Raw genomic sequence first — 22965 nt, forward strand, 5'->3', positions numbered from 1 at the left:
TGGAAGTGCCGGATTATTCCGCCGCTTCCTGAGGAGGTGCGAGCTCCGCCTGATCGGGGTCTACCACTTCGCGCATGTCGAGTTCGACATTGAGACCGAGCGAACGGATTTCCTTGACCAGAACGTTGAAGCTCTCGGGGATGCCCGCTTCGAAGGTGTCGTCGCCACGGACGATCGCTTCGTAGACCTTGGTACGACCAGCAACGTCGTCCGACTTGATGGTGAGCATTTCTTGGAGCGTGTAGGCGGCGCCATACGCTTCGAGGGCCCATACTTCCATCTCGCCGAAACGCTGACCGCCGAACTGCGCCTTACCACCAAGCGGCTGCTGGGTGACGAGCGAGTAAGGACCAATCGAACGCGCGTGGATCTTGTTGTCCACGAGGTGGTCGAGCTTGAGCATGTAGATGTAGCCAACCGTCACCTGACGATCGAACTGTTCACCCGAACGGCCGTCATAGACAGTTGACTGACCCGAAGCCTTGAGGCCTGCCTTTTCGAGCAGAACCACGATGTCGGCTTCCTTGGCACCGTCGAAAACCGGCGTCGCGATCGGAACACCCTTGGAGAGGTGCTCGCCGAGACGGACCATGCCATCGTCATCGAGATCGGTGATGGCGGTATCGCCAGCAAAGAGCTCCTGAACTTCAGTCCGCAGCGGCTTCAAGTCGCCATTGCGCTGATAGGCGCGGACCATCTGGTCGATCTTCTTGCCCATGCCGGCACAGGCCCAACCCAGATGGGTTTCAAGGATCTGGCCGACGTTCATGCGCGACGGCACGCCGAGTGGGTTCAGCACGATATCAACCGAGGTACCGTCTTCGAGGTACGGCATGTCTTCGACAGGAACGATGCGGGAAACCACACCCTTATTGCCGTGACGGCCAGCCATCTTGTCGCCTGGCTGGATCTTGCGCTTGGTCGCGATGAAGACTTTCACCATCTTCATGACGCCCGGCGGAAGTTCATCACCACGCTGGAGCTTGTCGACCTTGTCGATGAAGCGCTGTTCGAGCAGACGACGGCTTTCTTCATACTGAGCATGGAGAGCTTCCATTTCAGTCATGACCTTGTCGTCTTCGATGGCGAACTGCCACCACTTCGAACGTGGCTGCGCTTCAAAGATCGAGTCATTGAGCTTGGTGCCGACGACATAGCCCTTCGGACCTGCGGTTGCGGCCTTGCCGAACAGCATTTCCTTGAGACGGGCATAGACGTTGCGGTCGAGGATCGACTGTTCGTCGTCACGGTCCTTGGCGAGACGCTCGATTTCTTCGCGCTCGATGGCCATGGCGCGCTCGTCCTTGTCGATGCCGTGGCGATTGAACACGCGCACTTCAACGACAGTACCAGCATCGCCCGGCGGAACGCGGAGCGAGGTATCACGAACGTCCGAAGCCTTTTCACCGAAGATGGCGCGCAGGAGCTTTTCTTCCGGCGTCATCGGGCTTTCGCCCTTGGGGGTGATCTTGCCGACGAGGATGTCGCCCGGCTGAACTTCAGCACCGATGTGAACGATACCGGCTTCGTCGAGGTTCTTCAGCGCCTCTTCCGACACGTTCGGAATGTCGCGCGTGATTTCTTCAGGACCAAGCTTGGTGTCGCGGGCCATGACTTCATATTCCTCGATGTGGATCGAGGTGAAGACGTCCTGCATCGCGATTTTTTCGCTCAGCAGAATGGAGTCTTCGAAGTTGTAGCCATTCCAGGGCATGAAGGCGACGAGCACGTTGCGGCCGAGAGCGAGATCGCCCAGTTCGGTCGAGGGACCATCGGCGATGATGTCGCCCTGGTTGACGTGATCGCCGACGACGACCAGCGGACGCTGATTGATACAGGTCGACTGGTTCGAACGCTGGAACTTCATCAGGTTGTAGATGTCGACGCCCGACTTCGACGCATCGGTTTCTTCCGTTGCGCGAATAACGATACGGGTTGCGTCCACCTGATCGACGACACCCTTGCGCTTGGCAACGATGGCGGCGCCGGAGTCACGGGCAACCACTGGCTCCATGCCGGTGCCCACGAATGGGGCTTCGGCGCGCAGCAGCGGCACAGCCTGACGCTGCATGTTCGAGCCCATGAGAGCCCGGTTAGCGTCGTCGTTCTCAAGGAACGGGATCAGCGAGGCAGCAACCGATACCATCTGCTTGGGGGAAACGTCCATAAGGTCGACGTTTTCCTTGGGCGTCAGGCCGTTGTCACCGGCGTGGCGAGCCACGACCAGGTCGTCGGACAGCGTGCCGTCGGCATTCACCTTGACGTTGGCCTGAGCGACGTAGTGCTTGGCCTCTTCCATGGCGGAGAGGTAGACGACGTCGTCGGTGACTTTGCCATCGACGATCTTGCGGTACGGGGTTTCGATGAAACCGTACTTGTTGACGCGCGCAAAGGTCGAGAGCGAGTTGATCAGACCGATGTTCGGGCCTTCCGGCGTTTCGATCGGGCAGATACGGCCATAGTGCGTCGGGTGCACGTCGCGGACTTCGAAGCCAGCGCGCTCACGGGTGAGACCACCAGGTCCAAGAGCCGACAGACGGCGCTTGTGGGTGATTTCGGAGAGCGGGTTGGTCTGGTCCATAAACTGGGACAGCTGGGACGAGCCAAAGAACTCGCGCACAGCGGCGGCAGCCGGCTTGGCGTTGATCAGATCCTGCGGCATGACCGTGTCGATTTCGACCGAGCTCATGCGCTCCTTGATGGCGCGTTCCATGCGGAGCAGGCCAAGACGATAGGAGTTTTCCATGAGTTCGCCGACGGAGCGAACGCGGCGGTTGCCGAGGTTGTCGATGTCGTCGATTTCACCACGGCCATCGCGCAGATTGACGAGGGTGCGAACGACTTCGACGATGTCTTCCTTGCGCAGGATGCGCATGGTGTCCGGAGCATCGAGCTCGAGACGCATGTTCATCTTGACGCGGCCAACGGCCGAAAGGTCGTAGCGTTCGGGATCAAAGAACAGCGACTGGAACATCGCTTCGGCAGTGTCGACAGTCGGCGGTTCACCCGGACGCATGACGCGGTAGATATCGAAGAGCGCGTCTTCACGGCTCTCGTTTTTGTCCACGGCCAGAGTGTTGCGCAGGTATGGCCCAATGGTGATGTGGTCGATGTCGAGGATGGGCAGCTCGTCAAAGCCGAGGTCGACCAGCTTGGTCAGCAGCTTTTCGTCGAGCTCGTCGCCGGCTTCGGCGTAGATTTCACCGGTCTTGAGGTTGACGATGTCCTGGGCGATGTAGGCGCCAAAGAGATCGGCATCGGTCGCGAGTAGGTGGGTCAGGCCGTTTTCAGCCAGCTTCTTGGCCTGACGGGCCGAGAGCTTCTTGCCACCTTCATGAACGACGTCGCCAGTCTTGGCGTCGATGAGATCGTGGCTTGGCTTCGCGCCCTTCCACTTTTCGGCGTCGTAAGGCACGCGCCAGCCGTTGTCGGTCTTTTCGTAGTTCAGCGTGGTGTAATAGGTGTCGAGGATTTCCTCGGCATCCATGCCCAACGCCTTGAGCAGCGAGGTGACCGGGATCTTGCGGCGACGATCGATACGCGCATAAACGATATCCTTGGCGTCGTATTCGATATCGAGCCAGGAACCGCGGTACGGGATGATACGGCCAGCAAACAGGAGCTTGCCCGAGGAGTGGGTCTTTCCCTTGTCGTGATCGAAGAACACGCCAGGCGAACGGTGCATCTGCGAAACGATGACGCGCTCGGTGCCGTTGACGATAAAAGTGCCGTTCGACGTCATGAAGGGCATGTCGCCCATATAGACGTCCTGCTCCTTGATGTCCTTGACCGAGCGAGCGCCGGTTTCTTCGTCCACTTCGAACACGATCAGGCGCAGCGTGACCTTGAGCGGGGCAGCGAAGGTGATATCGCGCGCACGGCACTCGTCGATGTCATACTTGGGCTGTTCGAATTCGTAGCGCACGAATTCGAGCGATGCGGTGTTCGAAAAGTCGGTGATCGGGAAGACCGAACGGAAGACGGACTGAAGCCCTTCATCACCGCGACCGCCCTTGGGCTCGTCGACCATGAGGAACTGATCATAGGAAGCCTTTTGGACTTCGATCAGGTTGGGCATCTCCGTGACTTCGTGGATGGAACCGAAGGACTTGCGTACCTTGCGGCGGCCGTTGAACGTGGTAGCCATGAAAGCTCCTGTTTCTGGTTTCGCGCCCTGCCCTTTCGGGCCCAGCGCTCCACTTTTTTGCTTTGTCTCGGAGGCAGATATCCAAAGACCCGACTATCAGCCGTCGGCGCTCGGGATATATGCCTGGTAGTCATTTTGCAGCGACGTCATCGCGGGAACCAGTTTCCCACCAAGACGCTTTAGTCAGGCCCGGTCGATATCGCATTCGAGCAACCCGGCAGACCCAGCCAGATCGATCACAGCTTCGTGAGAAACAGCTATAGACCCGATTTGGGAACGGCCCAAAGCGAGGTCAACAGAGGCTCCACGAGGCCCGCGACATCAAAAATCGTCATATATTTCCGCAAATTGGCGCCAGACCCATCCAATCGGCCCGGCGAATCGTCCCGTAGAAAACGGGAAAGCGAGATGGCACATATAGCGCCACCTCGCTCAAATCAAGTGCTAAAGCGAACTTACTTGAGTTCGACCTTGGCGCCAGCGTCTTCCAGCTTCTTCTTGATGTCTTCGGCTTCGGCCTTGGTGGCGCCTTCCTTGACAGCCTTCGGAGCGCCTTCAACCAGAGCCTTGGCTTCGCCGAGACCCAGGCCGGTGATGGCACGGACTTCCTTGATGACGTTGATCTTGTTGTCGCCGAACGAGGCGAGGATCACGTCGAATTCAGTCTTTTCTTCAGCGGCCGGAGCAGCAGCGCCACCGCCAGCAGCGGCAACAGCAACTGGAGCGGCGGCGGAAACGCCCCACTTTTCTTCCAGCATCTTGGACAGTTCGGAAGCTTCCAGAACGGTCAGGGCAGAGAGATCATCAACGAGCTTGGCGAGATCGGCCATTTTTTACTCTTTCCAGAATGTGTTTCAGTTCGAACAGATAGTGTTTGTCGGAACGGCTTATGCCGCTTCGCTCTTTTCGGCGTGAGCCTTGAGCACACGGGCGATGCCGGCACCTGGCTGCACGAGAATGGAAGCAATGTTGGTCGCCGGCTGCTTGACGAGACCTGCGAGCTTGGCGCGCAGTTCGTCGAGAGACGGAAGAGTTGCCAGGGTCTTGACGCCATCGACATCAAGAGCGGTCGCACCCATTGCACCACCGAGAATGACGAACTTTTGGTTCTTCTCGGCGAAAGCTGCTGCGATTTTCGGCGCAACGATGGGGTCTTCCGCATAGGCAATCACGGTCGGGCCTGTGAACAGACCCGAGATGTCCGCGACATCGACTTCCTTAAGAGCGAGCTTGGCAAGGCGGTTCTTGGCGACCTTGACCTTGCCGCCTGCCTTCTTGACCTGCACGCGCAGATCAGTGAACGCAGCAACGGAAAGACCAACGTTCTGCGCGACGACGATCGATCCAGCGCCCGCGAGGGCTTCCTGGAGCGAAGAGACGACTTCGCGCTTTTCCGCTTTTTCCATGCTAGTCTCCACTAGACTAGGCCCAGTATGCCCGAGGGCATGCAGGGACCATTGCCAATTGCTGCCCCCTCCCCTTTTCAGGTTCGGAGAGCAACGGTTAGTGCCTGCCAACCAGGAGTCACGGTGGACTATGGTCTAGGTTCGAACCGAAACCGAAATTTCGGTGTCTCACCCCGTCTATTGCTGGCTCCGGATGGAATTATCGACCCGAGGGTCGACCGGCAGTCTCGGACAGGACTTCTGCCACTCTATTCGAGAGGCGACACCGGGCGGCCTAGACCGCCCGGAATTCTTGAATGCTCTAAAGCTTAGAGCGCGGTACCGGGCTCGACATGGACGCCAGCACCCATGGTCGACGAAACGGCGACCTTCTTGACGTAGGTGCCCTTGGCGCCAGCAGGCTTGGACTTCACGACAGCGTCGGTGAAGGCCTTGATGTTCTGGAGAAGTGCTTCTTCCGAGAACGAAACCTTACCGATACCAGCGTGGATGATGCCGGCCTTTTCGACGCGGTATTCAACAGCGCCGCCCTTGGCTGCACCGATCGCACCCTTGACGTCCATGGTCACGGTGCCGACCTTGGGGTTCGGCATCAGGTTGCGTGGCCCGAGGATCTTACCGAGACGGCCGACGAGCGGCATCATGTCCGGGGTGGCAATGCAGCGATCGAAATCGAGCTTGCCGGACTGGATGGTCTCGAGCAGGTCTTCTGCACCGACGATGTCGGCGCCAGCGGCCTTGGCTTCGTCAGCCTTGGCGCCACGGGCGAACACGGCGACGCGAACGGTCTTACCCGTGCCGTTTGGCAGGGAAACAACGCCGCGAACCATCTGATCGGCGTGACGCGGGTCGACGCCCAGGTTCATCGCGATCTCGACGGTTTCGTCGAACTTGGCCGAAGCCTTCGACTTGACGAACTTTACCGCTTCTTCGAGCGAGTAGAGCTTGGTGCGGTCCAGGCCTTCACGACCAGCGGCGACCTTCTTTGCGATCTTTGCCATAACTATTAGCCCTCGACCTGGATGCCCATGGAACGGGCGGAGCCGGCGATCATCGAGATTGCGGCCTCGACGTTGTCGGCGTTGAGATCAACCATCTTCTTCTCGGCGATTTCACGCAGCTGAGCCGTCGTGATCGTGCCAGCAGAATCCTTGCCCGGAAGCTTGGAGCCTGACTTGAGGTTTACGGCCTTCTTGATGAAGTAGGTTACCGGCGGCTGCTTCATCACGAAGGTGAAGCTCTTGTCGGCATAAGCGGTGATCACGACCGGAATCGGAGCACCCTTTTCGATCTCCTGCGTGGCCGCATTGAAGGCCTTGCAGAATTCCATGATGTTCAGGCCGCGCTGACCGAGCGCAGGGCCGATCGGCGGAGATGGGGTTGCCGAACCAGCGGCAACCTGCAGCTTTACGTAGCCAACGACTTTCTTTGCCATTTTCTATCCTCTTAATGCCGAAACCGGCAGTTGAGCCGTGGTGCGGTTTCCTGACGCCGGCAAAGCGCCATCCCCTTCCACGGGTTTCAGCACTCAGCTTGCGCTGAACACTGGTGCGATTTCGGCTTGAGCCGAAACGCTGACGCGATTTTTGGCTGACGCCAAAAACGCTGAGATCAGACTTTTTCAACCTGACCGTATTCGAGCTCCACCGGAGTGGGGCGCCCGAAAATCGAAACTTCCACCTTGAGGCGGGAGCGCTCTTCGTCGACTTCTTCCACGATGCCATTGAAGCTGGCAAAGGGACCATCGGATACGCGAACGCTTTCGCCAACCTCGAAGCTGACGGAAGGCTTTGGATGCTCGACGCCTTCCTGCACCTGCTGCAGGATCGACATGGCTTCCTTTTCGGAGATCGGCATGGGCTTGTTATCAGCACCAAGGAAGCCGGTCACCTTTGGAGTATTCTTGATCAGATGGAAGGTCTGATCGGTCAGGTCCATCTTCACCAGCACATAGCCGGGGAAGAACTTGCGCTCCGTATCGACCTTGCGGCCGCGACGGATCTCAACGACCTTTTCGGTCGGCACGATGACGTCGTCGAACAGATGCTCGAGCTTGGTCTGGGCGACCTTTTCCTTGATCGCGTCCGCAACCTTGCGCTCGAAGTTCGAGTACGCCTGAACAATGTACCAGCGCTTGGCCATACCGCCTCGCCGCTCCTCGTTAGTCGCCTGATCCGCTTAGCGGATCGAAAGCATCAAAGACACCAGCCACGAAATGATCTGATCGGCGGCCAGGAAGAAGAGGCTCGCGAAGATCACCAGTACCAGGACCATGATGGTCGAGATGACAACCTCGTTGCGGCTCGGCCAAGTGACCTTCGATACTTCCGTGCGAACCTGCTGGAAGAAGGTGATCGGATTGGTGCGGGCCATAGGCAGTCGATTCCGGTTGTCTTGGTGCAAAACCAAAGGCCGCGCAGGACTCCCGCACGGCCGGATCGGGGCTATCTAGTCAATCTTGGCGGCAAATGCAACCGTCATTAACGGAGCTTCCACCTTTGCCGGACCCAGCCGGCTCATCAATTGTGTAAAGCATATCAGCAGAAAACTGTGGAATCTTCTTGCTTCCCCAAGCTGGTTGGATTTGGATCGAATTGCGGCCAAAACGTGACGCCTGAGGAGAGGCGGATCAATGTCGTTCGAGATCAAAAACTGCCAGCTCATGCACTTTGGCCCTCACAGAACCATTGCTGGCCGCATTGTGGGCGTTGTCCGCGTCAAGATCGCCGAAGAGTTTCTGGGCACGTTCACCAATTATACGCTCGATCTCAAGGTCAAGGCGGATGTGGGTATCGTCAGCTCAGAAGCCGTGCGCCACGCCCTCCTCGCCCATGCGGCGCGACAACTCAACAAGCTCAAAGTCCGGCACCAACAGCGGCTGCCCGCAGCGGCTGAATAGAAGACCTATTCAAGCCTGTGCAAGTTGGTCCGACCCACTTGCACAACACACCGTTTGCCGTTAGACACACCCTCGCCTGAAGGGGTTTAGCTCAGTTGGTAGAGCATCGGTCTCCAAAACCGAGGGTCGTGGGTTCGAGTCCCCCAGCCCCTGCCAGGCACTCAGTTCGCACATTGCCGAACTCGATACTTCCAACACATCGCTGAAATTCTTGCGAAAACGAATGTCGTTTTCGTGCGTTGCGTTGAACTGCGCATCCAAAACCTTATCTCAAGCCCATGCCCGCGAAGAAAAAGCCCTACGACGGTCCCGTCCTGACAGCGGAATGGCCCCTGCCCGCTGCGGCGACGCTCGGTTCGTCCGTGCGCGCCAAAGGCGTCCTGCTCGAGGTGCGCGCTAAACTGCCATCGGCGGCAAAGAAATCGATCGATGTGCGCGGCAATGTCCTGGTGCTGACAGTGCCGGAAAACGAGCCGCAGCAATTCAAGGCGACGTCAGCCATCGTGACGCGCACGCTCGATGGCATCGAGAACCTTCAGGTCATCCCGCGCGAAATCGAGGATATCCTCACCATCAAGACCAGCGAGCGGCATCGGTGGCTCAAGGATGGACGGCTGCAAAGCGCCGGCACGCGGACGGTAAAGCTGCGCGGGCGAGCTCGAAAAATCACGTTTCATGTCTTCGACCCGCGCTTTGTCGAGACAGTACTCAACGATGACCTCGTGACCACCTGGCGCGAGGATGACATCGAAACCAAAGCAGAGAATCGGCGGCGGGCGAGCGAAATGCGGGCGCTGATGCGACGCCCCAAGACATCTTCGGCCAAGCCCGCGCCGGCAGATAGCCCGGAGGATGCGGCTGCTGGTGAGCTACGCGGTCTCGCAGAATTTCTGCGTGAAGGCTTTCTGCGCTGACCGGACCGCACCACTTCGGGACGATCTTAACCTTATTGCTTAAGCGCGATTTAAGGGATCGATAGACGAGCGCAACCGTGCGGCTATCATTGCATCTCCTCCAACGGAGTTGGCAGCACCATGGAAACGGCATTGCCTGTCATCATGCTGGTTTTGGGCGCGTCGGGTTTGGCCTGCCTCGTCTGGGTGCTGCTGCGCAGCCTTGGGCACAAAAGCGAGCCCTTTGTGACCCCGCCCAAGCGCAAATATGAGCCACCGCCGAATGACGAGGACGTCAATCGCATGGTCGCTGCCCTGCAGGCAAAGGCGCATCAAAAAGATTGATGGTGGTGTTGTTCCACCCAGGACGGCTACAGCCCTAAGGCCGTGCAGTGGCTGAACTTTTCAGCCGGTGGTGGAGGGGACTGGATTCGAACCAGTGTACGCTAAGCGAGCAGATTTACAGTCTGCCGGATTTAACCACTCTCCCACCCCTCCACATTCTCGGGTGAGAACCGAAGCGCCTTGGCGTTTCGTCGGGGCGGTTTATGGTTGGCTGTCGCAAAGGTGTCAACACCCTTCCGAACGCGATGTGCAGAAATCTTGTGATAGATGAAAAAACTGGCCCTATCTTCATGCCCAGCCTTGCCTTGTTCGCCGGGTTCGCGCTAATCCATTTTCCGCCTCAGGGCCCAAGCGGGTATAGCTCAATGGTAGAGCAGCAGCCTTCCAAGCTGAATACGCGGGTTCGATTCCCGCTACCCGCTCCAGAAGCCGCCATTCGGCTTCGCACTCGAGCGCGTGGCGATTTGCGCCAGGGCCGCTTGAGTTCTTGTTTTTCGCATGTCTTTTTCCTCAAACCGATCTCCGCGTTTAGGGGACATGCCCGGAGGCGTTAGGCGCTTGCTATGAGCCGCAACAAATTCCCGCCAAAACCCAAATATGATCCCGATACCGGCCCAGTTTATCTCTATGGCCTGCATACGGTACGCGCGGCGCTCGACAATCCGCTGCGGCTGAAGAAAGAGCTGTTGGCAACGCCGAATGCGCTTAACCGTCTCAAGGAGACTGGCGAAATCGGCAAGGTTTCCGTCAAGGAAACGACGCCGAAGGATCTCGATCGGCTGCTCGGCGGCGAAGCGGTGCACCAGGGCGTGGCGCTCGAAGTCGATCCGGTGAGCCGGTTCGGCCTTTCCGATATCAAGCAGTTGCGGCTCGTCGTGGTGCTCGATCAGTTGACCGATCCGCACAATGTCGGGGCGATCCTCCGCACCGCCTGCGCATTCGGCGCCGACGCCGTCATCACCACCGCGCGCCATTCGCCGCGCGAAACGGGCGTCATGGCAAAGGCCGCGTCAGGCGCGCTGGATCTCGTGCCGATGATCGAAGTGCGCAACCTCGCGGACGCCCTCGAAACCCTCAAGGAACGTGGCCTGACCGTCTTGGGCTTTGATTCCGAAGCCCCTGCCCCGATCAAGGCGCGCACGGACGACGCGCCGATGGCCGTCGTGCTCGGCGCGGAAGGCAAGGGTCTCCGCCAGCGGACGCGCGAACTCTGCGACGAGATGGTGCGGCTCGATATGCCTGGCCCGATCAAATCGCTTAACGTGTCGAATGCGGCCGCTATCGCCCTTTTCGCCGCAACCGCGGGGCGTCAGGCATGAGCGCGTTCGAACCCTTCGCCATTGCGCTGCGCCTGTCGGGTCTTACCGTCAGCCAGCTCGACGCAGAAACCTCGCTCAAGCAGCTTCTCGTTCGCTATGAACCCGAGGATGTTGAAGGCAGCTTTTACGGCCAGGTGGAAGTGCCAACGGACAACGCCGTCCGCGCGATTCTCGAGCTCGCAGAGCGGTCTGGCTTGGCGATCGAAACCATGCTCGGCGACCGTCGCCTCGGCCGCGCCGTGCTCGACATTGCCTTCGATTACCCAGCCGAAGGCGAAGCCATGTCCGCCCGCCTGCCGGCCCATGCCGCTGCAGCCATCGCGCAGCACGGGGTCGATCTGGAATTTTCGGTCTACCTGACCGATGTCGAGGACGACGAAGAGTAGGTGCTAGTTTAGCGAGCGGGTCGGATTTCCCGATTGTTTTTTAAACCAGCTCGCTAACCACTTCCTTGCCTGATTATTTTTGGCGTTAGCTCGGTAGTCGCGTGCATGGTCAAACCATGCATGCGAATCGTCTTTCGCAACGCTGAGCGCGGCGATTCTGCCTTCTGTCCTGGACGGATATATCAAGCCTCGTAGAACTGATCGATTTCAGCCGGGAGGAGCTCATTCAACTCACCGATCGATCCTTCACGGATAGCAACGTAAAGCAGCGTCTGATCGCCAGGGTCGGCGCAGACCAGTTGACGGGGATCGTCGTTTCTCGAAAAGCGCTTCAAATTGGCGCAAAGATCGTCGGGCGGGTATTTCCAGAGGTAGGAGCACTCGATGGTCTCAATTCGACCTGCAATCGGGAACGCAATATTCGCTGTCCCCTGTCCTCCGTCTGCCGGTAGCGTCACGACGATATCTTCAGATCGCATGGGATGACCGAGTGAGGTCAGCACCGAGGCCGTGATTTCTGCCAGAAGTGATGCATCGTATTCGGTGTGCGCCGGGACAAAGGTCATGCGGCCGATGCGAGTGCGACCAAGATCGTGCAGCATCGAAAAAGAGCCAATGGCTTCATAAAGGCCGATGGCCTGTCCTGGGTCTATCTCCTGCATGGCGTTCCAGAGAGACATGGCATCGACTTCGCCCGGACTGAGACCGTCGACGGCCTCGAGCGCGGCGATCGTAGCGGCAAGCACTTGCAGTTCCGATGTCGTCGGCTCGACGGGCGGCTCGCGCGAGGTCCCGGAAGGCATTCCCATCGCTAACGATGCCGTCGGATCCCCTGCGGGCGCCATATCGTCCCGTCTACCGATCTCAAATTCAGTGGTGGGTCTGCCTGGGGTCCTCGAAGGCATCCCCCTCGCGAACCCGGCTGGCTTGACCATTCCAAAAACTGCAAGCGCGACGAATGCTACGCACGCCACGAGGACGACCCACCCGACGGCATCAAGCGGTTGCCTGAGCATGACCGTCGTGGCACCCGCGAGGGCAAAGAACAGGGCGCCAGCGATAAGCTCAACTTTCGGCAAATGCGCCTCCTCAGACTGATCGAATTTATCGCGAGGAAACGATCGGAGCGACCAAGCCGGACCCCACCTCATCGAGCACCTCGTCATCAAAAACAGCGGTGTGTCATTACCAAGGTCGTGACTTTCCCATCAGCGACCTAAAACGGCCGGTCTCAAGAGCCGACGAAAGGCGCGCCTTAGCGCGCCTTCAATGTTCAGTTTTTCTCGACGGTTCGCCACAGAGAGTAGCCGATACCAGCGGCAAGAATGGCAAACGTCACACCAAGCGACCATTCGGCTGGGAATTTGTCCCATCCCATTAGGTCGGCGACGAATATCTTCGAGCCGATGAACACCAGCAGCACAGCAAGAGCATGCTTGAGGTAGGCGAAGCGGTGGATGACGGCGGCCAAGGCGAAATAGAGGGCGCGAAGACCCAGGATCGCAAAGATGTTCGAGGTGTAGACGATGTATGGATCAGTGGTAATGGCAAAGACCGCCGGCACAGAGTCTACGGCAAAGATCACGTCCGCAATCTCGATCATGACGAGCGCCAGAAACAGCGGCGTCATGTAGCGATGGATACGGCCGGTCTTGGGGTCGGCCTGCTGCACGAAGAACCGATCACCATGCAGCTGCTCGCTTACGCGAAAGCGCTTCTTCATGAAATTGAGCACGGGATTCTTGCTCAAGTCCGTTTCGCCGTGACCGCCCATCAGCATGCGAACACCGGTGAAGATGAGAAACGCGGCAAAAACGTAAAGCAGCCAGCTGAATTCGGACACAAGCGTGGCGCCGAAGCCGATCATGACGGCACGCAGGACGATCACGCCAAGAATGCCCCAGAACAGCACGCGGTGCTGTAGATGACGGGGAATAGCGAGATAGCCAAAAATCATGGCGATAACGAAAACATTGTCCATCGCGAGACTCTTCTCGACGACAAACGCGGTCAGGTATTCGACGCCGGGTTGCGCGCCCAATTGCCACCAGACAAAGCCACCAAACGCTAAACCGAGGGTGATGTAGAAGCCGGACAGCAGAAGACTTTCGCGCACTTCGATCTCATGGCCATCGCGATGAAGGACGCCAAGATCGAAGGCGAGAAGAAGTGCGACAAGGCCGATAAAGCCGAGCCACATCCACATGGGCTGGCCGAGGAAGACTAGGGTAAAAAGCTCCATGATTAGCGCTCCTCGCCCTCTACACCACCGCTAAGGCGGTCAAATCCGAACGCCAGCTCGATACGGTGCAAAGCGCCAAGCTCGACCGGATGAACCAAGCCATCCGCGATGATCACCTTGTGGCAAATGTTGCGGATGGACTGTTTTTCGGCCGCTGTCAGCTCGAGAGCTTTCAGCGTTTCAAGCGCCCGATCTTGCGCCAGATGGGGGTCGTAACTGTAGGCTCTCGCATGGTCCGCCAGCTCTTCTGCCAGCTCGGCCACGGAGAAACCTTCAAACGCCGGACTGGCGAGAAAAGCCTCTACAAGCTTTCGACGCTCCCGAAGGTCAATACTGCCATCGGCGTGCGCGATGATCGCTGACGCAGCCACCAACGCTTCGAGATAAGCGCCAGAACGAGCACGGTCGGCCTCATACTTTATCAGACGATTGGATTGCTCATGGCGTGCGCGCAACTGCTGGCCACGCGGAAACAGGTCGTCGTCGCGAAATTTTACTTTAGACATCAAAAACTCCTCTCAAAGTGCCACTCGGGGACTGAGGGGAGTGCGTCGGAACCCCGGCTTGAACGATCGGGCACCTGACGCGGTACCCTCAGGTGCCGCCAAGGTGATCCGACATCGCGGGGCAGCATCGCTGCCAGCGCCAGAGGGGCCCGGTCACGGCAAAAAAGATCGGAACGCTATTTCAAAAGTTCAAGTGCCACTTAGCGGTGTCTGAGCATCCACGCGGTCTACAACGTCAGTCGGCGATAGATTCTTAGCGTGGATCTTGTCTGACACGATTGTGCGCTGAGACGTCCACGCCGCCCGGAACATCGTTCCGCTCCTCCCGTTGCCCAAGGGTTCAAGAGGAGTAAAATAATGCAGGTTTTGACCCGTTCGCTGACCGTCGCGGCTATTGCTTTTGCGCCATTACCGGCTTTGGCACAGACGACTTCGCCGTTTACCTTGCCTGATCTGCCCTATGAATATGGCGCGCTGGAGCCGGCAATCAGCGCTGAAACCATGGAGCTGCACCATGGAAAGCACCATCAGACCTATGTGGATAGGCTCAACGAAGCCATCGAAGGCGGAGATGCGCCGGCAACGGCAACGCTTGAGGAATTGGTGAGTGCGGCAGGTACTTATCCCCCCGCTATTCGCAACAATGCCGGCGGGCACTGGAACCACACTTTCTTCTGGGAGACCATGGCACCAGCGGATGGTGTCGGCGAGGCCAGTGCCGATCTGACCGCAGCTATCGAAACCGTCTATGGCTCGATGGACGATTTCAAAACCGAATTCGAAGCCAAGGGCGCGGCCCAGTTTGGTTCAGGCTGGGTCTGGCTGATCGTCAACGAGGCAGGCCAACTCGAGATTACTTCGACGCCCAACCAGGATAATCCTTTGATGGATGTTGCCGAGGTCAAGGGCACCCCGATCCTGGGCAACGATGTTTGGGAGCACGCCTATTACCTCACATACAACAACCGCCGGGCCGAATATCTCAGCGCGTGGTGGGATGTAGTGAACTGGTCAGAGGTGTCCGAGCGCTACCAGGACGCCCTCGCGCAATAACGTCGCCCCACCAGGCGAGGGCGTTAACGCGCCCTCGCGTGCGGCGTCGCGTGCCGACTACACCGGCATGTGATCCCCTACACTGCAACGCAGGCCGTGGTGAATCCGTCTAGTCACAGGCGACTTTGCCCAATTCTATTCGAGCGTCGCTGTTCCTGATGCTCGATCACCAGCCGTCATAGGAGATACCGATGCGCCCGATACCCCTATTGCTCGCGAGTACCGCGCTTTGTGCGTCATTGATGCCAGCCTTGGCCATTGGCCAGGACAGCGGCTCGGTCGAGACCCAGGCGCCCAATGCCGCAAATCAGCAGCCGGCCTTTGACGGCCAGACCCGCGCGCCGCAGCCGGCAGAAAGTCCCGAAGTCGAGAGGACGGTCATCGCAGAGAACTTGCCGCAACTCTGGGCCATGGAATTCCTTCCCGATGGCCGAATGCTGGTGACCACCAAGGCGGGCGACATGCATATCGTGACCGCCGAAGGCGAAGTTGGCGAGCCCATTTCCGGCGTGCCTGAGGTCGATGCGCGCGGCCAGGGCGGACTGCTCGATGTAGCGCTGGCGCCGGACTATGAAACATCAGGCCGGATCTACTTCTCGTTCTCCGAGCCGCGCGAAGGGGGCAATGGCACGAGTGTTGCGCATGCCGTCTTGACGCCCGATGACGCCAATGGCGGCGCACTCGAGGATCTGAAAGTCATCTTCCAGCAGATGCCGACTTATGATGGCGACAAGCATTTCGGTTCGCGTCTGGTCTTTGCGCCGGATGGCGCCTTGTTCGTTACTGTTGGCGAGCGCTCCGACGTAGAAACGCGCAACCAGGCGCAGGATATTGGCAGCGGTCTCGGCAAGGTCTTCCGCATCGATGCTGAAGGCGCGGCTCTTCCGGACAATCCCTTCATCGAGACGGAAGGCGCGCTGCCCGAAATCTGGAGTCTGGGCCACCGCAACATGCAGTCAGCGGCCCTTGATGGCGAGGGACGTCTCTGGACCGTCGAACATGGCCCCAAGGGCGGCGATGAGCTCAATCGGCCGGAAGCCGGCGTCAATTATGGCTGGCCTGAAGTGACCTATGGCATCGACTATAGCGGTGCGCCAATCGGCGAGGGTATTACTGCAACCGAGGATACGACACAGCCGGTCTATTATTGGGACCCGGTTATCGCCCCGTCCGGCATGGCCTATTATGACGGCGCTGAATTTCCGGAATGGAATGGCGCCTTCCTGATCGGTGGCCTCGTGACCAAGGGCGTCGTCATCGTGCATCTCGACGGCGATCAAGTTGCCTCGGAGGAACGGGTGCCGCTTGAAGCCCGCGTGCGCGACGTCAGAGTTGGCCCAGATGGCGCCGTCTATGCGGTGACCGAGAACCCTGACGCCGGGACGTCCTCAATCCTACGCCTAAGCAAAGCTACTTCCTAAATGAGACACTCTGGCGAGGCGTCCGCGCCTCGCCACTTTCTTCTCGCCATTACCGCCGATTAGCTCGCGATTCCGGCCCGTTCCTTCGGTTAGACACGACCGATGCCAAGCCAACTTTCGACCGAAGCAGATTTGGCTTAGGCTCAAAACATACGAGCGATCAGGGAACGCGTCATGTCGAGCACCGAACACCAGCCTGAAAATATGCGAAGCTTCGACGCGATTATCGTCGGCGCTGGTCAGGCTGGGCCCTCTCTCGCTGGACGCCTCAATGATTCAGGGATGAAGGTCGCGATCATCGAACGCGACCTCGTTGGCGGCACCTGCGTCAACACAGGCTGCAAACCGACCAAGACCCTAGTCGCCAGCGCCTATGCTGCCCATCAGGCACGTCGTGGCGGGGATTACGGTTTTTCTCGAAGCGACGTTACGATCGACATGCCCGCGGTCGCCGCCCGGGCGCGAAAAGTCATTATGGACTCGCGTCAAAGCAACGAAGACTGGCTCTCGAGCATGCCGAATGTCGAACTGATCAGGGGGCATGCGCGGTTTGACGGACCCAAAACCATCACCGTTGGCGGCACGCGCATGACTGCGCCAAAAATCTTCCTCAATGTTGGAGCCCGGGCCTTTATTCCGGATATGCCCGGCATTGAGAACGTTCCGTATCTCACCAATTCGGAGATCATCGCGCTCGACGAACTGCCCAGGCATCTCGTCGTCGTGGGCGGCAGCTATATCGGGCTTGAATTTGCGCAGATGTATCGTCGCTTTGGCGCGGAGGTAACGATCATCGAGCGCTCCGACCGGTTGATTTCTCGGGAAGACAAGGACGTCTCCGAAGCCGTTCAAGAGATCCTCGAAGCCGAGGGTATAACGGTGCGCACTGGCGTGAATTGCATCGCCTTTAGCAAGCACGATGCGGATGTCGCTGTATCCATCGAATGCCAAGTCAATTCGTCACCAATCGTCGGCAGCCACGTATTGGTGGCGGTCGGCCGCATGCCGAACACGGATGATCTCGGTCTCGACAAGGCCGGCGTCACGGTTAACGAGCGTGGCTACATCACTGTCGACGATCGGCTCGAAACCAATGTTCCGGGGATCTGGGCCTTGGGGGACTGCAACGGCAAGGGCGCCTTTACGCACACAGCCTACAACGACTTCGAGATCGTCGCCGCCAATCTGCTCGACGGGGAGGATCGCCGTGTGAGCGACCGTCTCCTTGGCTATGCCCTCTATATCGACCCTCCGCTGGGCAGAGTGGGCATGACCGATGTGGAGGCGGAAAAGACCGGCCGCCGGCTGCTCTATTCCAAGCGTCCGATGACCCGCGTTGGCCGAGCTGTCGAGAAAGGCGAAACACAGGGATTCATGAAGGTTGTTTCCGACGCTGAAACGAACCGGATCCTCGGCGCAGCTATTCTCGGCACGGGGGGCGATGAAGCCATTCACGGCATTCTCGACATGATGAATGCAGATCAACCCGTGGATGTGCTTCGGTGGGCAGTGCCTATCCATCCGACTGTTTCGGAACTAGTGCCAACCTTGCTGCTGGAACTTGCTCCGAAGTGATGGGCTGCCCCCCCTAGAGCGGCTCAGCCGTTAGCTGGCCAGCACGCCGCCGGTCAGTGGCCGGGGCGCGCCCGTCGTCGTGGGAAAGCTGATGGGCAGGCCGCGCAGGACACGAACGGCCAGGAGGGCGAAACATTCTGCTTCGATAGCATCGCCGCGCCAGCCTACCGCTTCTGCAGGGACTGCGTCGACATGGGCGCGTGATTTGAGCATTGACATGATTGCGGGGTTATGACGCCCGCCGCCCGCAACGATCAGGCGGTCGGGGCGCTGTGGCAGGAGGTCGAGTGCCTTGCCGACGGCGCCGGTGGTGAAGGCCGTCAGGGTCGCGGCGCCGTCTTCGGCGCTGAGGCCTTCGGCCATCGAGGCCAGAAAATCGAAGCGGTCGAGCGACTTTGGGTAGGGCGCCGAGAGGTAGGGATGGGTCAGGAGCTGCGCGAGCCGCTCTTCATCGACTTTGCCCCCCAAAGCCATGGCACCATCGACGTCCATCTCGCCCAGCCCAAGACTTTTGATGAAATCGTTGATCGGCGCATTGGCTGGGCCGGTATCAAAAGCGATGAGCGTATCGGCGCCATCCCAATAAGTCACATTGGCGACGCCACCGAGATTGAGCACGGCGGTCTTGCCGTCCGTGGCGCCGATCTTGCGTAAAAGGGCTTGATGATAGAGCGCCGCCAGCGGGGCGCCCTGCCCGCCTGCGCGCACATCAGCGGAGCGGAAATCATAAGCGACCTTGATCCCCGTCAGCTCATGCATGAGCGCGCCATTGCCGAGCTGTCGGGTTGCGCCGATCCGGCCCGGTTGCGGCGCGCGATGAAGGACCGACTGACCGTGAAAACCGATGATCCCGACGTCGGAAGGGCTAAGGCCGGTTTGAGCCAAAAGGTCCAGCACTGCTGCCGATTGTGCCCGGGTCAGCGCCTCTTCGGCTTCAGCAAAGATGGCCGGGTCAGCGCCGGAAAAATTCCACTGCCGCGCCTGTGCCAGAGTTTCGGCAAGCAGGTCGCAGATCCATCGGGGATAAGGCGCCAGCGTATAGGCGCCAAATTCCGCGATGGTTTCGCCATCGGTGCGCAGGATCGCAACGTCGATATTGCCATCGAGCACAGTGCCGGTCATCAGACCCACGGCCCAGATCGGTTCCATTCGCGTCTCTCTAAAAGGCGTTGATCGCGTCGCCCACGGCACGCCGCAGCGTCAGGATGCCGCTATCGAAATGGCGCGTCGGATGCACGCGGTTGGTCAGCAGCGTCCAGGCGTGGCCGCGCTCGAAATCGATCCAGATGCCCGTGCCGGTAAAGCCGGTGTGCCCGATGGTCTCTCTGGAATTGAGTTCGCCACCGGACCATCCCTCATAGGGCAGCTCCCAGCCATGGGTGCGTCTACTCGAAAGCGGCGTCCGGATCAAAGCATCGGGCCCTGCCGCCACCAGCTTGCCAATGGCGAAATCGAGCACGCTCGACACGGTGCCGAAAAGGCCGGCATTGCCCGCGCCCTGAAGCGCCGAGCAATTGTCGTCATGCACTTCGCCCACAAGCACCCGGTGACGCCAATAACAGTCTTCCGTCGCGGCGGCCGTCATCTGGTCGGCAGACCAGGCGAATCCCGGCCCTGGATCCATGTCGCGGATCCATTTTCCAGCGATGCGTTCGAGCGCGATGCCAAGGAGGATGAAGTTGATATCGGAATAGACCGCCGGACCCGCCGGAAATTCATGCTGCAGCAAAAAGGTGCGAAGGAGATCGGGGTCGCGCCCAAAGGTATAGAGCGGGAAGACCGCGGGGTAAGGCGTCTGGTGACCGAGGCACTGACGGAAGGTGATTTTCCGCTCCCAATTGTCGAGATTGTAGTGCCGATAGTCGGGAATGATGCTGATGAGCGGTGCGTCGAGATCGATGCGCCCCGCTTCTGCGAGCGCCAGGATGCGCTCGGTGGTGAAGATGACCTTGGTCAGCGAGGCGAGGTCGAACCAGATCTCTTCGGTCATCGGGCGAGCGGTCGGCACGGTCTGCGCCTGACCGATGGCGCGCACGGCGCGATTGCCGCTACTATCGACGACGCCCAGCACGCCGCCGGGAATGCGGCCGCTTTGCATGGAGGCTTCGAGATGCACGAAAGCGCTGTCGAGTTTTGTCGCCACTGACGTCATGCGTACCGTCTAAACCGCTGGAAAAGGACGATAGAAGTGGTTGTCGCCGGCCTGCGCGGTTTCCGGCTGCGGCCGAGCGGAGAGCGTCCGGATTTCCTCAACCCGCCCGAGCTCGTCGGCAAACCGGACATCGTCGAAGCGTCGATCGGGGTCGGGAACGGCGGAGAGCAGCAGGCGCGTATAGGGGTGCCGGGGATCGTCCAGAACCCTATCGACCGCACCCCATTCGACGATCTGGCCGGCATACATGACCATGATATCATCGGCGACATAGCGCGCCGTAGCGATGTCGTGGGTGATATAAAGAAGAGCGAGCTTGAGCTCTGCCTTCATGTCGTTGAGGAGATTGAGAATGCCCTGGCGCACTGAGACGTCGAGCATCGAGGTCGGCTCATCGGCAACGATGACCTGAGGGTTCACGGCGAGCGCCCGGGCGATGGAGATGCGCTGGCGCTGGCCGCCAGAAAGCTCGTGCGGAAATTTCGGCATAATGAGCTGCGGGTCGAGTTTTACGCGCTCAAGCAGTTCGACGATCGCTGCCTGCCGCTGTGCCGCAGTCAGCCCCTTTTGATGCAGCTTGAGCGGGCGCTCAAGATGATAGCGGATCGTATGCGTCGGATTGAGCGAGGCAAATGGATCCTGAAACACCATCTGCACCGAGGATCGATAGTCGCGCAGCGCCTTGGCGTCGCTCTTACCGAGGGGCACGCCGCGGAAAAGCAGGCGCCCTTCGTCTGGGGCATATTCGCGCATGATCAGGCGAGCGGCCGTGGTCTTGCCGGAACCCGATTCTCCGACCAGCGCCAGGGTGCGGCCGGGATGGAGCGCGAAGCTGACGGCGCGCGCGGCATAGACGGGCTTGTCGGCGCGGCCGAAAACCTTGGTGACATTATCGAGCGTCAGGATGGCGTCGCTCATAGCACTGGCTCCCGGCGCGTCTGCTCGCCATGGAGTTTGGGCATCGAAGCCCAGAGCTGCTGCGTATAGGGATGTTGCGGGTGGCGATAGATGGTCTGGGCGTCGTTGACCTCGACCAGTTCGCCCTCGAGCATGATGCCGATGCGATCGCTCACCTGCACCATCAGGCCGAGATCATGGGTGATGAACAGCACCGAAAAGCCGAGCTTTTTGCGCAGCACGTCAATGCGCTGCAGGATTTCGCGCTGCACCACAACGTCGAGTGCGGTTGTCGGCTCGTCCATGATCAGAAGCTTGGGGTTGAGCGCCAGGCAAATGGCGATGACGATGCGCTGGCGCATGCCGCCCGAACACTGGTGCGGATAATTGTCGAGCCGCTCGGGCGCGATATCGACGAGCTTCAAGAGTTCGGTCGCGCGAGCGTGGGCTTCGGCGCGGCTAATCGGGCCATGGGCGCGCAGCACATCGTAAAACTGCGCTTCGATGGTCAGGACCGGATTGAGCGAGTTCATGGCGCTCTGGAACACCATGGCGACTTCCCGCCAGCGGAATTTTCTTAAGTCCGCGTCGTTGAGGCTGAGGACGTCGCGCCCGGACACCAGGATTTCGCTGCCCGTGCGGATCAGGGCCGGTGGCCGATGGAGACGGCTGACGGCGAAGGCGATCGTCGATTTGCCGCAGCCGGATTCTCCGGCAAGCCCAAAAAACTCGCCGGGCGCGATGTCGAAGCTGACATTCTTGACAGCGTGAAAATTGGTTTCGGCGCCGACATAGTCGATGTTGAGATTGCGGACGGAGAGGACCGGATCGCTCATAGCTTGCCCTCGCCGATGCGGACCATGCGGGTCCAGCGATTGAGCATGCCGCCTGTCCGCAGCCGCGGATTGGCGATTTCGTCGATCGCGAAGTTGAGGAGTGCCAGGCCAAGTCCGAGGAAGGCGAGAGCAAAGCATGGCGCGAGAATATCCCACCAGGCGCCGACCGAAAGCGCGGCCGAGTTCTGCGCATTGTAGAGCATGATGCCCCAGGAGACGGTGTTGGGATCGCCGAGGCCAAGGAATTCGAGCGTCGCCTCGGTGATGACGGCGAAAATGACCGAGCCGATGAAATTGATGCCGACGATGGAAATCAGGTTCGGGAAAATCTCGAACAGCATGATGCGCCAGCTTGGCTCACCCAGCATTTCGGCCGATTTGACGAAGTCGCGCTGCCGGATCGAGAGGGTTTCGGACCGCGTGACGCGCACGCCCCAGGCCCAGGAGGTGAAGCCGAGGATGATGGCGATCACCATTGGGCTTGCTTGACCGATGAAGGCGGCGAGGACGAGCAGCAGCGGCAGGTTGGGGATGACCAGCACCATATTGGTGAAGAAGTTGATGACCTCGTCGACCACGCCACCCTTATAGCCCGCGATGATGCCGAGCACGGTGCCGATGACGGTGATGAGGAGCCCTGCCCCGAACCCGACGGCGAGCGAAACGCGTGCGCCATGGACAAGACGCGAGAAGACGTCGTGCCCAAGGCGCGTCGTGCCCATCCAGTGATCCCAGCTCGGTGCCTGATGCGGCCGCCCGACGCGGCGGGTGGGGCTATATTCGGTCAGGAGCGGCGCGAAGATCGCTACCAGCACGATGATCGTGAGGATGATGAGGCCGACCAAGGCCTTCTTGTTATTGAGCAACTGCCTCAGGAGCTTCATGGCG

The 22965-nt window shown here is 59.5% G+C and carries 23 protein-coding genes and 3 tRNA genes; 10 read left to right on the plus strand and 16 right to left on the minus strand.

Annotated features, from left to right (window positions below; genetic code table 11):
- Positions 1-13: 13 nt before the first annotated feature.
- The 7 genes from rpoB to secE form a co-directional block, all read right to left on the minus strand.
- A complete protein-coding gene (rpoB, locus tag ASG47_RS00820; protein WP_061906847.1) occupies positions 14-4147 on the minus strand; it encodes a DNA-directed RNA polymerase subunit beta in 4134 nt (1377 codons plus the stop codon).
- 455 nt (positions 4148-4602) lie between these two features.
- Positions 4603-4977, minus strand: coding sequence for a 50S ribosomal protein L7/L12 (gene rplL / locus ASG47_RS00825; RefSeq protein WP_061906848.1), 375 nt, complete (start codon positions 4975-4977; stop codon positions 4603-4605).
- Positions 4978-5034: 57 nt separating this feature from the next.
- The gene (gene rplJ, locus ASG47_RS00830; protein ID WP_061906849.1) at positions 5035-5553 is read right to left on the minus strand and encodes a 50S ribosomal protein L10; all 519 of its coding nucleotides are present in this window, start codon (positions 5551-5553) and stop codon (positions 5035-5037) included.
- A gap of 308 nt (positions 5554-5861) precedes the next feature.
- Entirely contained in the window at positions 5862-6554 is a 693-nt protein-coding gene (gene rplA, locus ASG47_RS00835; protein ID WP_061906850.1) for a 50S ribosomal protein L1, read from the minus strand.
- Positions 6555-6559: 5 nt separating this feature from the next.
- Positions 6560-6988, minus strand: coding sequence for a 50S ribosomal protein L11 (gene rplK, locus ASG47_RS00840; protein WP_061906851.1), 429 nt, complete (start codon positions 6986-6988; stop codon positions 6560-6562).
- 176 nt (positions 6989-7164) lie between these two features.
- Positions 7165-7695 carry a transcription termination/antitermination protein NusG gene (nusG, locus tag ASG47_RS00845; RefSeq protein WP_035080778.1) on the minus strand — a complete coding sequence of 177 codons (531 nt, stop codon included), beginning with the start codon at positions 7693-7695 and terminating at the stop codon, positions 7165-7167.
- Between the two features lie 36 nt (positions 7696-7731).
- Complete coding sequence (gene secE, locus ASG47_RS00850; RefSeq protein ID WP_061906852.1) at positions 7732-7926, minus strand: preprotein translocase subunit SecE; 195 nt, start codon at positions 7924-7926, stop codon at positions 7732-7734.
- Positions 7927-8185: 259 nt separating this feature from the next.
- Here secE and ASG47_RS00855 point away from each other — a divergent pair, with 259 nt between their 5' ends.
- The 4 genes from ASG47_RS00855 to ASG47_RS00870 all read left to right on the plus strand — a co-directional run bounded on the left by ASG47_RS00855 (position 8186) and on the right by ASG47_RS00870 (position 9690).
- Positions 8186-8452: a hypothetical protein gene (locus ASG47_RS00855; protein ID WP_061906853.1), complete on the plus strand. Its 267-nt coding sequence runs from the start codon at positions 8186-8188 to the stop codon at positions 8450-8452.
- Between the two features lie 80 nt (positions 8453-8532).
- Positions 8533-8608 (plus strand) — tRNA-Trp (locus ASG47_RS00860).
- A 122-nt stretch (positions 8609-8730) separates the two neighbouring features.
- Complete coding sequence (locus tag ASG47_RS00865) at positions 8731-9366, plus strand: hypothetical protein (protein ID WP_061906854.1); 636 nt, start codon at positions 8731-8733, stop codon at positions 9364-9366.
- A gap of 120 nt (positions 9367-9486) precedes the next feature.
- Positions 9487-9690 carry a hypothetical protein gene (locus ASG47_RS00870; RefSeq protein WP_061906855.1) on the plus strand — a complete coding sequence of 68 codons (204 nt, stop codon included), beginning with the start codon at positions 9487-9489 and terminating at the stop codon, positions 9688-9690.
- Positions 9691-9758: 68 nt separating this feature from the next.
- On the opposite strand, the gene ASG47_RS00875 is transcribed toward ASG47_RS00870, so the two are convergent.
- Positions 9759-9843 (minus strand) — tRNA-Tyr (locus ASG47_RS00875).
- Between the two features lie 198 nt (positions 9844-10041).
- On the opposite strand from ASG47_RS00875, the gene ASG47_RS00880 reads away from it, so the two are divergent.
- From ASG47_RS00880 to ASG47_RS00890, 3 genes are all read left to right on the plus strand, one after another.
- Positions 10042-10115 (plus strand) — tRNA-Gly (locus ASG47_RS00880).
- Positions 10116-10253: 138 nt separating this feature from the next.
- A complete protein-coding gene (gene rlmB / locus ASG47_RS00885; RefSeq protein ID WP_061906856.1) occupies positions 10254-11009 on the plus strand; it encodes a 23S rRNA (guanosine(2251)-2'-O)-methyltransferase RlmB in 756 nt (251 codons plus the stop codon).
- A complete protein-coding gene (locus ASG47_RS00890) occupies positions 11006-11395 on the plus strand; it encodes a hypothetical protein (protein ID WP_061906857.1) in 390 nt (129 codons plus the stop codon). The genes rlmB and ASG47_RS00890 overlap by 4 nt, the downstream gene beginning before the upstream one ends.
- Positions 11396-11577: 182 nt before the next feature.
- Here the strand turns inward: ASG47_RS00890 and ASG47_RS00895 are convergent, their stop codons facing one another.
- The 3 genes from ASG47_RS00895 to ASG47_RS00905 form a co-directional block, all read right to left on the minus strand.
- Positions 11578-12474, minus strand: coding sequence for a hypothetical protein (locus ASG47_RS00895; protein ID WP_156463936.1), 897 nt, complete (start codon positions 12472-12474; stop codon positions 11578-11580).
- Between the two features lie 194 nt (positions 12475-12668).
- Complete coding sequence (locus ASG47_RS00900) at positions 12669-13637, minus strand: TerC family protein (protein WP_061906859.1); 969 nt, start codon at positions 13635-13637, stop codon at positions 12669-12671.
- Between the two features lie 2 nt (positions 13638-13639).
- Positions 13640-14143: a TerB family tellurite resistance protein gene (locus ASG47_RS00905; RefSeq protein ID WP_061906860.1), complete on the minus strand. Its 504-nt coding sequence runs from the start codon at positions 14141-14143 to the stop codon at positions 13640-13642.
- A gap of 357 nt (positions 14144-14500) precedes the next feature.
- Between ASG47_RS00905 and ASG47_RS00910 the strand changes: the two genes are divergently transcribed.
- The 3 genes from ASG47_RS00910 (at position 14501) to ASG47_RS00920 (ending at position 18192) form a co-directional block, all read left to right on the plus strand.
- Positions 14501-15196 (plus strand): superoxide dismutase, encoded by a 696-nt coding sequence (locus ASG47_RS00910; RefSeq protein WP_061906861.1) that lies wholly within the window; start codon positions 14501-14503, stop codon positions 15194-15196.
- Between the two features lie 191 nt (positions 15197-15387).
- On the plus strand, positions 15388-16617 hold the full coding sequence (locus ASG47_RS00915) for a PQQ-dependent sugar dehydrogenase (RefSeq protein ID WP_061906862.1): 1230 nt from the start codon (positions 15388-15390) through the stop codon (positions 16615-16617).
- A 174-nt stretch (positions 16618-16791) separates the two neighbouring features.
- Complete coding sequence (locus ASG47_RS00920) at positions 16792-18192, plus strand: FAD-containing oxidoreductase (RefSeq protein WP_244487014.1); 1401 nt, start codon at positions 16792-16794, stop codon at positions 18190-18192.
- Positions 18193-18222: 30 nt separating this feature from the next.
- On the opposite strand, the gene ASG47_RS00925 is transcribed toward ASG47_RS00920, so the two are convergent.
- From ASG47_RS00925 to ASG47_RS00945, 5 genes are read right to left on the minus strand one after another with little or no spacing between them, the layout of a single operon-like run.
- Positions 18223-19341 carry an anhydro-N-acetylmuramic acid kinase gene (locus ASG47_RS00925; protein ID WP_061906863.1) on the minus strand — a complete coding sequence of 373 codons (1119 nt, stop codon included), beginning with the start codon at positions 19339-19341 and terminating at the stop codon, positions 18223-18225.
- A gap of 10 nt (positions 19342-19351) precedes the next feature.
- Entirely contained in the window at positions 19352-20344 is a 993-nt protein-coding gene (locus tag ASG47_RS00930; protein WP_061906864.1) for a serine hydrolase domain-containing protein, read from the minus strand.
- Between the two features lie 9 nt (positions 20345-20353).
- Positions 20354-21262 (minus strand): ABC transporter ATP-binding protein, encoded by a 909-nt coding sequence (locus tag ASG47_RS00935; protein ID WP_061906865.1) that lies wholly within the window; start codon positions 21260-21262, stop codon positions 20354-20356.
- Complete coding sequence (locus ASG47_RS00940; RefSeq protein ID WP_061906866.1) at positions 21259-22077, minus strand: ABC transporter ATP-binding protein; 819 nt, start codon at positions 22075-22077, stop codon at positions 21259-21261. Before ASG47_RS00940 ends, ASG47_RS00935 begins: the two co-directional genes overlap by 4 nt.
- Positions 22074-22952: an ABC transporter permease gene (locus ASG47_RS00945; protein WP_061907255.1), complete on the minus strand. Its 879-nt coding sequence runs from the start codon at positions 22950-22952 to the stop codon at positions 22074-22076. Before ASG47_RS00945 ends, ASG47_RS00940 begins: the two co-directional genes overlap by 4 nt.
- Positions 22953-22965 lie beyond the last annotated feature (13 nt).

Origin of the sequence: Devosia sp. Leaf420, from assembly GCF_001425445.1 — a bacterium.
In the GTDB taxonomy this organism is placed as follows: Bacteria; Pseudomonadota; Alphaproteobacteria; order Rhizobiales; family Devosiaceae; genus Devosia.

Coding starts and splice junctions, on each gene's coding strand:
- rpoB (WP_061906847.1), bottom strand. CDS start 4,147: ATGGCTACCACGTTCAACGGCCGCCGCAAGGTACGCAAGTCCTTCGGT.
- rplL (WP_061906848.1), bottom strand. CDS start 4,977: ATGGCCGATCTCGCCAAGCTCGTTGATGATCTCTCTGCCCTGACCGTT.
- rplJ (WP_061906849.1), bottom strand. CDS start 5,553: ATGGAAAAAGCGGAAAAGCGCGAAGTCGTCTCTTCGCTCCAGGAAGCC.
- rplA (WP_061906850.1), bottom strand. CDS start 6,554: ATGGCAAAGATCGCAAAGAAGGTCGCCGCTGGTCGTGAAGGCCTGGAC.
- rplK (WP_061906851.1), bottom strand. CDS start 6,988: ATGGCAAAGAAAGTCGTTGGCTACGTAAAGCTGCAGGTTGCCGCTGGT.
- nusG (WP_035080778.1), bottom strand. CDS start 7,695: ATGGCCAAGCGCTGGTACATTGTTCAGGCGTACTCGAACTTCGAGCGC.
- secE (WP_061906852.1), bottom strand. CDS start 7,926: ATGGCCCGCACCAATCCGATCACCTTCTTCCAGCAGGTTCGCACGGAA.
- ASG47_RS00855 (WP_061906853.1), top strand. CDS start 8,186: ATGTCGTTCGAGATCAAAAACTGCCAGCTCATGCACTTTGGCCCTCAC.
- ASG47_RS00865 (WP_061906854.1), top strand. CDS start 8,731: ATGCCCGCGAAGAAAAAGCCCTACGACGGTCCCGTCCTGACAGCGGAA.
- ASG47_RS00870 (WP_061906855.1), top strand. CDS start 9,487: ATGGAAACGGCATTGCCTGTCATCATGCTGGTTTTGGGCGCGTCGGGT.
- rlmB (WP_061906856.1), top strand. CDS start 10,254: ATGAGCCGCAACAAATTCCCGCCAAAACCCAAATATGATCCCGATACC.
- ASG47_RS00890 (WP_061906857.1), top strand. CDS start 11,006: ATGAGCGCGTTCGAACCCTTCGCCATTGCGCTGCGCCTGTCGGGTCTT.
- ASG47_RS00900 (WP_061906859.1), bottom strand. CDS start 13,637: ATGGAGCTTTTTACCCTAGTCTTCCTCGGCCAGCCCATGTGGATGTGG.
- ASG47_RS00905 (WP_061906860.1), bottom strand. CDS start 14,143: ATGTCTAAAGTAAAATTTCGCGACGACGACCTGTTTCCGCGTGGCCAG.
- ASG47_RS00910 (WP_061906861.1), top strand. CDS start 14,501: ATGCAGGTTTTGACCCGTTCGCTGACCGTCGCGGCTATTGCTTTTGCG.
- ASG47_RS00915 (WP_061906862.1), top strand. CDS start 15,388: ATGCGCCCGATACCCCTATTGCTCGCGAGTACCGCGCTTTGTGCGTCA.
- ASG47_RS00920 (WP_244487014.1), top strand. CDS start 16,792: ATGTCGAGCACCGAACACCAGCCTGAAAATATGCGAAGCTTCGACGCG.
- ASG47_RS00925 (WP_061906863.1), bottom strand. CDS start 19,341: ATGGAACCGATCTGGGCCGTGGGTCTGATGACCGGCACTGTGCTCGAT.
- ASG47_RS00930 (WP_061906864.1), bottom strand. CDS start 20,344: ATGACGTCAGTGGCGACAAAACTCGACAGCGCTTTCGTGCATCTCGAA.
- ASG47_RS00935 (WP_061906865.1), bottom strand. CDS start 21,262: ATGAGCGACGCCATCCTGACGCTCGATAATGTCACCAAGGTTTTCGGC.
- ASG47_RS00940 (WP_061906866.1), bottom strand. CDS start 22,077: ATGAGCGATCCGGTCCTCTCCGTCCGCAATCTCAACATCGACTATGTC.